At 60.8% G+C, this 6,434-nt stretch carries 6 protein-coding genes; 4 read left to right on the top strand and 2 right to left on the bottom strand.

Annotated features, from left to right (window positions below; genetic code table 11):
• Window positions 1-222: 222 nt before the first annotated feature.
• Complete coding sequence (locus T281_RS07625; protein WP_155955155.1) at window positions 223-1,023, bottom strand: cellulose biosynthesis protein BcsS; 801 nt, start codon at window positions 1,021-1,023, stop codon at window positions 223-225.
• Between the two features lie 274 nt (window positions 1,024-1,297).
• Between T281_RS07625 and T281_RS07620 the strand changes: the two genes are divergently transcribed.
• Genes T281_RS07620 through T281_RS07615 form a run of 3 tightly spaced genes read left to right on the top strand, consistent with a single transcriptional unit; the run spans window position 1,298 to window position 2,993 of the window.
• Window positions 1,298-2,230 carry an alpha/beta fold hydrolase gene (locus T281_RS07620; protein ID WP_162173139.1) on the top strand — a complete coding sequence of 311 codons (933 nt, stop codon included), beginning with the start codon at window positions 1,298-1,300 and terminating at the stop codon, window positions 2,228-2,230.
• On the top strand, window positions 2,155-2,721 hold the full coding sequence (locus tag T281_RS19870) for a DUF4258 domain-containing protein (protein WP_155955153.1): 567 nt from the start codon (window positions 2,155-2,157) through the stop codon (window positions 2,719-2,721). Before T281_RS07620 ends, T281_RS19870 begins: the two co-directional genes overlap by 76 nt.
• Window positions 2,722-2,750: 29 nt before the next feature.
• A complete protein-coding gene (locus T281_RS07615) occupies window positions 2,751-2,993 on the top strand; it encodes a hypothetical protein (RefSeq protein WP_052037238.1) in 243 nt (80 codons plus the stop codon).
• 82 nt (window positions 2,994-3,075) lie between these two features.
• Here the strand turns inward: T281_RS07615 and katE are convergent, their stop codons facing one another.
• Window positions 3,076-5,280, bottom strand: coding sequence for a catalase (gene katE, locus T281_RS07610; RefSeq protein WP_052037237.1), 2,205 nt, complete (start codon window positions 5,278-5,280; stop codon window positions 3,076-3,078).
• Window positions 5,281-5,582: 302 nt separating this feature from the next.
• On the opposite strand from katE, the gene T281_RS07605 reads away from it, so the two are divergent.
• Entirely contained in the window at window positions 5,583-6,434 is an 852-nt protein-coding gene (locus tag T281_RS07605) for a peptidylprolyl isomerase (protein WP_037236745.1), read from the top strand.

Genomic DNA, 6,434 nt, shown 5'->3' with positions numbered 1-6,434 from the left:
CCCCATCCCCGCACGGCCGCGCGCATTTATCCTCCGCGCACGCCGGTGTTCGCTTGGACAATGCACATCTTGAGCGACAACGGAAGGAATCCTCCGCGTTCGGCGGATGTATCGACTTCCGGCGACGCTGTGACGACGATCCACTTCTCCAAGCCCGGTGGTGGCGCGCTTACGGTTGTCAGCGGCGCATCTGCATGGGCTCCCCCGTGCCGAGCCGAAACATCAGAACTTGCGGCCGAAGCTCAGGGTAACATAAGCGCGATAGTCCCTTTCTTCGCTGGCCGATACCCCGCCGCCCGACAGCGAGATGTCGTTTGCGCCGTAGCGCAGGTTGAGGAGCGCGCCCGCCTTGGCGTAGGTCTCTTTCTCGCCCGCCGCATTGCCGAGGACGTAACTCTCGGCGTAGCTCGAAAAGGAACCCTCCGCGCCGAGCGAAAGGCGGATCGCATCATCGCGGTGGATTTCATAGGCCGCGCGCCCGTAGAGCGATGCCGTGTTGCCGACTTGCGAATATGACGCGTTGGCCGACGTCCATATCCGGTCCGCAACGCGCCACCATGCGTCGATCGATGCGGTCACGCCAAAGAGCATGTTCTGTTCGAGTTGGTCCGCATCCCAGGCGACGTGGCCGTAGTCGCTTCGGCGCTCCACCTTCGTCGCGTAGGCCGCGCCCACATACGCCTTGACCCAGACGGGTCCGCGATTGGCCTGATAGCCCGCCGAAATGCCTCCGCCCGAACCGAGCCGCTGTGCGAAGAAATCGTTGGAAAACACGCCTGCGTTCGTCTCGCCGGAGACGCCGAGGAGGCCGTCGAGCTTCACGCGGAACCCCTCGCGGTCGACGGGGCCGAAAAGGCTCCACACCGTGGAATCGGCAACCGCCATCGAACGCCCGGCATAATCGACCGTGACGTAGCTTTCGAAGCGCGGACCGCGCGCCGCATCGGCCGCATGACACGGTATCGCCAACATCGCCACAGCCGCCGCCAGCAGCGGCGCCAAATACTGGACCATACGCAACATACTGGAACTCATACGCTTACTACACGTAAACCTAGCGCCAGGATGCAGAAAAGACGATTCATTTTTTACGAAAAGTTTAAGAATTATCGTCCGAAGTGCGAAACCGGCACACACAGCTTTCGCCTTGACGGGCGGCCCTGTGGCGGGCAAATGCATCGACCGAGACCTTTTCCGGCCGCGCGCGGCTGAAAATGGCCTCGATTTCCCTTTTCTCTGCGCTCTCCAACGGACAATGCCATTTCCGAAGCGATTTGGACGCGGCAAGCGGGGATTGATGCGACGCAGGTTTCTTCTGCTCGGCTTTGTGCTTTGCGCGGCGCTCGCTGCCTGTGCGCCCGTGATGGTGGCGCAACAGGGCGCGGCGGCGGCCGTGAGCTACAAGACCGTGCGCACGCCGGCTGGCCTCTTGCGCCTCGCCGTAACCGAGAGCGGTCGCGGAAAGCCGATCCTTTTGCTGCATGGCTTCGCGACGTCGAGCTACACGTGGCAGGGCGTCATGCCCGAACTTGCCCGGAAGCACCGTGTCATCGCCGTTGACCTGCGCGGCTTCGGCGCGTCCGACAAGCCGCTCGACGACAAATATTCCGTGTTCGATCAGGCCGATGTCATTCAAGCGTTCATCGAGCAGGAGAACCTGAAGGATCTGACGATCGTCGGGCATTCCTTCGGCGGCGGCGTTACGCTGGCGCTCGCGCTTCGGTCGAAGGGAACGCTTCGCTCGCGCATCAGGAATATCGTGCTGGTGGATAGCGTCGCGTACAAGCAGCCGCTGCCGATCTTCTTCCGGATGCTTCAGGTGCCGGGCCTGGCCGAAGTCGGCATGGCGCTCGTGCCGCCGGAGGTGCAGTCCGAGCAGGGGCTCAAGCTCGCCTATTACGACCACGAGAAAATCACGGAGCGCTCCATCACGGAATACGCCAGCCCGCTTCGTTCCCCGGCCGCAAAGCACGCGCTCGTGAAAACGGTCGAGCAGATCATGCCGCCGAACATCGATGAAATCGCATTGAGCTATTCGACAATCCGCGTGCCCACGCTCGTGGTGTGGTGCGATGAGGACAAGGTCGTGCCGTCGGTCTTCGGGCAGCGGCTGAAGGCCGATATTCCGAGGGCGGAACTCGTGATGTTCTCGAAATGCGGGCACATGCCGCAGGAAGAGAAGCCGGCGGAGACGGCGCGCGTGATCGAGTCCTTTCTCGCGCGGCACTAGATGGCGTTCGAACGGTTCGGCTTGGGGAAGCAGCTTCTGAGCAATTTGCTGACAGGCATTTTTACGTCAGTTCACCACTAATTCACCTTGACAACCATTATCCGTGTCATATTTACGGTGACATCACTTATCATGGTGATAAGTTGATGGGGAAAGCGATGCCGATCAGTCAGAGACCGCAGCCGTGGAGTCCCGCTGACGCAACCCAAAGCATAAGAGAAATCGCAAGAGGCAAATATATATTTGATATCACGGGGCACTGTAAGAGACGCCTTGCAGAGCGCAATCTTATCATAAGTGACCTGCTTTATGTTCTGAAAAACGGTTTTGTATATGACGATCCTGTCCCTTCAACACAGACGGGACTTTATAAGTATTGTATAGAATACAGCACCCCAAACACGAACCAGAGGAGTCTTCGTGTCGTCGTCGTTCCCGGTCTTTCGCCACTGGAACTGAAAGCCGTGTCGATCATGTGGGTCGACGAATGACAAAGCGAGAATTTTGGAAGGAGCTTCCCATGTCCACTTACAGATATACGGAGTGCGGACTGGATAACGTCATCATCCAAGGTGTGGAATTTGTCACCGACGATAATGGTGAAGAGGTCGTAAGTATTCCTAATGTAAACGGGCTTCATAAGGCAATCGCTGAGGGTATTCTCCTTCGTCAGGCCGGCATGTCGGGCAAGGAACTTCGCTTCATTCCGCGCAGGATATTGCCGGGTGGTGTGTGCCTAGTGCTGGTGATCCCCCGATCTTGATCGACGGCCACAATCCAGACGATTACTGTCTAGCTGCATGAAAGAAGCCCCGGTGTTGCCGGGGCTTCGCGGCGTTTGATGCCTATTTAACCCCGCCGCCGCCGTTCTTCTTGCCGCCATTGCCGTTCGTCTTCGGCGCGGCGGCCGCGGCGAGCGGCTTGCTCGAACCGGCCTTGAACTTTTCGGCGCGCGGCCAGAAGCGAAGCCCGGCGCAACGCTCCGCGAACACGCGCGCATCGTCCGGGCCCTTGAGCTGCACCACGCCGCCGTCAAGCTCGTCGGCGATGCCCGCCTTTGTAAAGAGAGGCGCGACGTTGCCATGCCAGCCGATGAACTTCTGATGCGCAAAGGCGTCGGCCACGAAGTCGCGCGCTGAGGGATGATGCGCGAGCTGCGTGCCGCCATCGGGCGAGGCGAGGATCGCCACCGCGTCGTAAAGCACGGATGGCGCGCCATCGAGCCGTTGCTTGGCCTCGATCCATGTGCCGTCGCTGGCGCTGACGCCGCCGACCTCCGGCGCGATGATCTCCACGAGCGCCTTTTCCGCCACGAAGTTCTTCTTCAGGTCGGCGAGCGCATTCGCGTCCACGCCATCGGTGACGAGAATGCCGAGTTTGCGGCCCTCGAAGCGCTTCGGGCCGTTCTTCACGATGCTCAGGGCGAGGCTCTCCTTCAGGTCGGTGCGCGTCGGCCTCGCGGCGTCTGCGGGCTTGGGCATTTCCTTCAGTCGGATCGCCGTTGCGACCTTCTTTGCCAGCTCGCCGTCGATGTTGAGCAAATGCGAGACGACGCGGCTGCGGATCGCGGGCGTCTCAACCTTCGACAGCTCGAACGTGATGGCGTCCGCGATGTGCTGCTTTTCGATCTCGGTCTGGCTGATGTAGAACTGCCGCGCCTGGCTGTAATGATCGGCGAAGGACTCGGCGCGCAGCCGCCGCATTTCACCTGCCACCTCTTCGGGGAAGGTCTTGAAGCCCTTCTCCGGCGATTCGCGCGGGCCGCCCTTCTCGCCGCCCCACGAGTTCGGCTCGTAATTGGCCCGGCCGCGCGGATTGCGCATCGTCATATGGCCGTCCTGCTGGAAGGTCGCGAACGGGCATTTCGGCGCGTTGATCGGCAGGAACGTGAAGTTCGGCGAACCGAGCCGCTTCAACTGCGTGTCGAGATAGGAGAAGTTGCGGCCCTGAAGCAGCGGATCATTCGTGAAGTCCACGCCCGGCACGATATTCTGCGTGCAGAACGCCACCTGCTCGGTTTCCGCGAAGAAATTGTCCGGCATGCGGTCGAGCACGAGGCGACCGACGACGCGGATCGGCACTTCCTCTTCCGGGATGATTTTGGTTGCATCCAGGACATCGAACGCGAACTTGTCGGCGAAGGCGTCGTCGAAAAGCTGAACGCCAAGCTCCCATTCGGGGAAGTTGCCGCTCTCGATCGCGTCCCACAGGTCGCGGCGGTGGAAGTCCGCGTCCGCCCCGTTGATCTTCACGGCCTCGTTCCAGACGACGGATTGCAGGCCAAGCTTCGGCTTCCAGTGGAACTTGACGAAGGTGGATTTGCCCTCCGCATTCACGAACCGGAAGGTGTGAACGCCGAACCCTTCCATGAAGCGGAAGGAGCGCGGAATGGCGCGGTCGCTCATCACCCACATCACCATGTGCATGCTTTCCGGGCTGAGCGAGATGAAGTCCCAGAAATTGTCATGCGCGGACGCCGCCTGCGGGAAGGCGCGGTCGGGCGCTTCCTTCACCGAATGCACGAAGTCGGGAAACTTGATCGCGTCCTGAATGAAGAACACCGGGATGTTGTTGCCGACGATGTCCCAGTTGCCCTCCTTCGTGTAGAGCTTCACCGCGAAGCCGCGCACGTCGCGGGCGAGGTCGACGGACCCCTTCGCGCCCGCCACGGTTGAGAAGCGCACGAAGACCGGTGTCTTCTCGCCCACGCGCTGGAAGATGTCGGCCTTCGTGACATCGGCGAGCGAGGCCGTCGTCTCGAAAAAGCCATGCGCGCCATAGCCCCGCGCATGCACCACACGCTCGGGAATGCGCTCGTGGTCGAAATGGAAGATTTTCTCGCGGAAGTGGAAATCTTCGAGAATGGTCGGTCCGCGCGCGCCGATCTTCAGCGAGTTCTGGTCATCCGCGACGGGGATGCCTTGCTGCGTCGTCAGCACCGGCACATCGCCGCCCGCCACCTGATGGGTTTCGCCGCCTTCGCCCCGCAAAATTTTTTCCTGCCCGTAGGCGACGCTCGTGTAGTCGCCGTTGTTTTTCGTCTTCGCCATGGGTCGCTGCCTCCTCAAGGGCATCGGAGCGCGTCGGAAACTGTGGATTTGGCTTGTCGCGCAGAGCCGTGCCGGTCATCAGAAAGCAGAACCGTTCCAGAAAAAGCTTGTTCCGCCTTGGGCTTAGCATATTTTCAGGTGCTTGGACCGAGCCGAGGCCAATCTTTCGGAAGATTGAAACGCCTTAATAACCGCAAGATCGTGCTTCCCATCCAGAGCGACGGGTCTTAAAAGCGGCGAAAAACATAAGTTGCCGCAAAGACAACAGTTCGACGTTTCCCTAAGGGCGAGGAGTTTCCATCGTGACTGCAAGGATTTTACTGAGCGCCGCTGTGCTGGCATTCGGCGCGCAAATGGCGCAGGCGGCCCCGGTCGCGCGCGTCAACGGAACGGACATCACGGAAGCTGAAATCGCCTTCGCGGAAGCCGAGGTCGGTGCGGAAATCGCCGGGCTCCCCGCTGAAAGCCGCCGTCGCGTGCTGGTCGAGTATCTCGTCGAGGCGCATCTTTTCGCCAGCGAGGCGACAAAGGACAAGCTCGACGCGGCCAAGGATTTCGAGGAGCGCGCCGCCTATTACAAGCTGCGGGCGCTGCGCGACACCTTCTATGAGAAGAAGGTCCGCGATGCGATCACCGACGCACAGGCCAAGGCGGCGTATGACGAGCAGATCGCCAAGCTGAAGCCCGAGCCGGAAGTGCGCGCGCGCCACATCCTCGTCAAGACGAAGGAAGAAGCGGCAGACCTCGTGAAGCAGCTCAAGGGCGGCGCGGACTTTAACGAGCTTGCCAAGAAGAGCGCGGACGGCCCCAGCGCGAACACCGGCGGCGACCTCGGTTATTTTTCCAAGGGCCAGATGGTGAAGGTGTTCGAGGACACGGCCTTTGCGCTTCAGCCCGGCCAGATTTCCGAACCCGTGCAGTCCGAGTTCGGCTGGCACGTCATCAAGGTCGAGGACAAGCGGAACCGGCCGGTGCCTAGCTTCGACGAGGTGAAGGATCAGATCGTCGCCTCTCTGGTGCAGAATCAGCTCCGCGAAACCGTGCAGAAGCTGCGTTCATCCGCTAAGGTGGAAATCGTCGATCCCGAGCTGAAGAAGGCCATCGACGAAGACGCCAAGGCTGCCGCGATCGAAACGACGACGCAGCAGAAATAG

Source organism: Rhodomicrobium udaipurense JA643 (assembly GCF_000636015.1).
Taxonomy (GTDB): Bacteria; Pseudomonadota; Alphaproteobacteria; order Rhizobiales; family Rhodomicrobiaceae; genus Rhodomicrobium; species Rhodomicrobium udaipurense.
The sequence above is the reverse complement of the archived record's forward strand: the minus strand, read 5'-3'. Positions and strand labels throughout refer to the sequence as shown.

Excerpts from the sequence above, each read along its gene's own strand:
- T281_RS07625 (WP_155955155.1), bottom strand. The coding sequence starts at position 1,023 with ATGTTGCGTATGGTCCAGTATTTGGCGCCGCTGCTGGCGGCGGCTGTG.
- T281_RS07620 (WP_162173139.1), top strand. The coding sequence starts at position 1,298 with ATGCGACGCAGGTTTCTTCTGCTCGGCTTTGTGCTTTGCGCGGCGCTC.
- T281_RS19870 (WP_155955153.1), top strand. The coding sequence starts at position 2,155 with ATGCGGGCACATGCCGCAGGAAGAGAAGCCGGCGGAGACGGCGCGCGT.
- T281_RS07615 (WP_052037238.1), top strand. The coding sequence starts at position 2,751 with ATGTCCACTTACAGATATACGGAGTGCGGACTGGATAACGTCATCATC.
- katE (WP_052037237.1), bottom strand. The coding sequence starts at position 5,280 with ATGGCGAAGACGAAAAACAACGGCGACTACACGAGCGTCGCCTACGGG.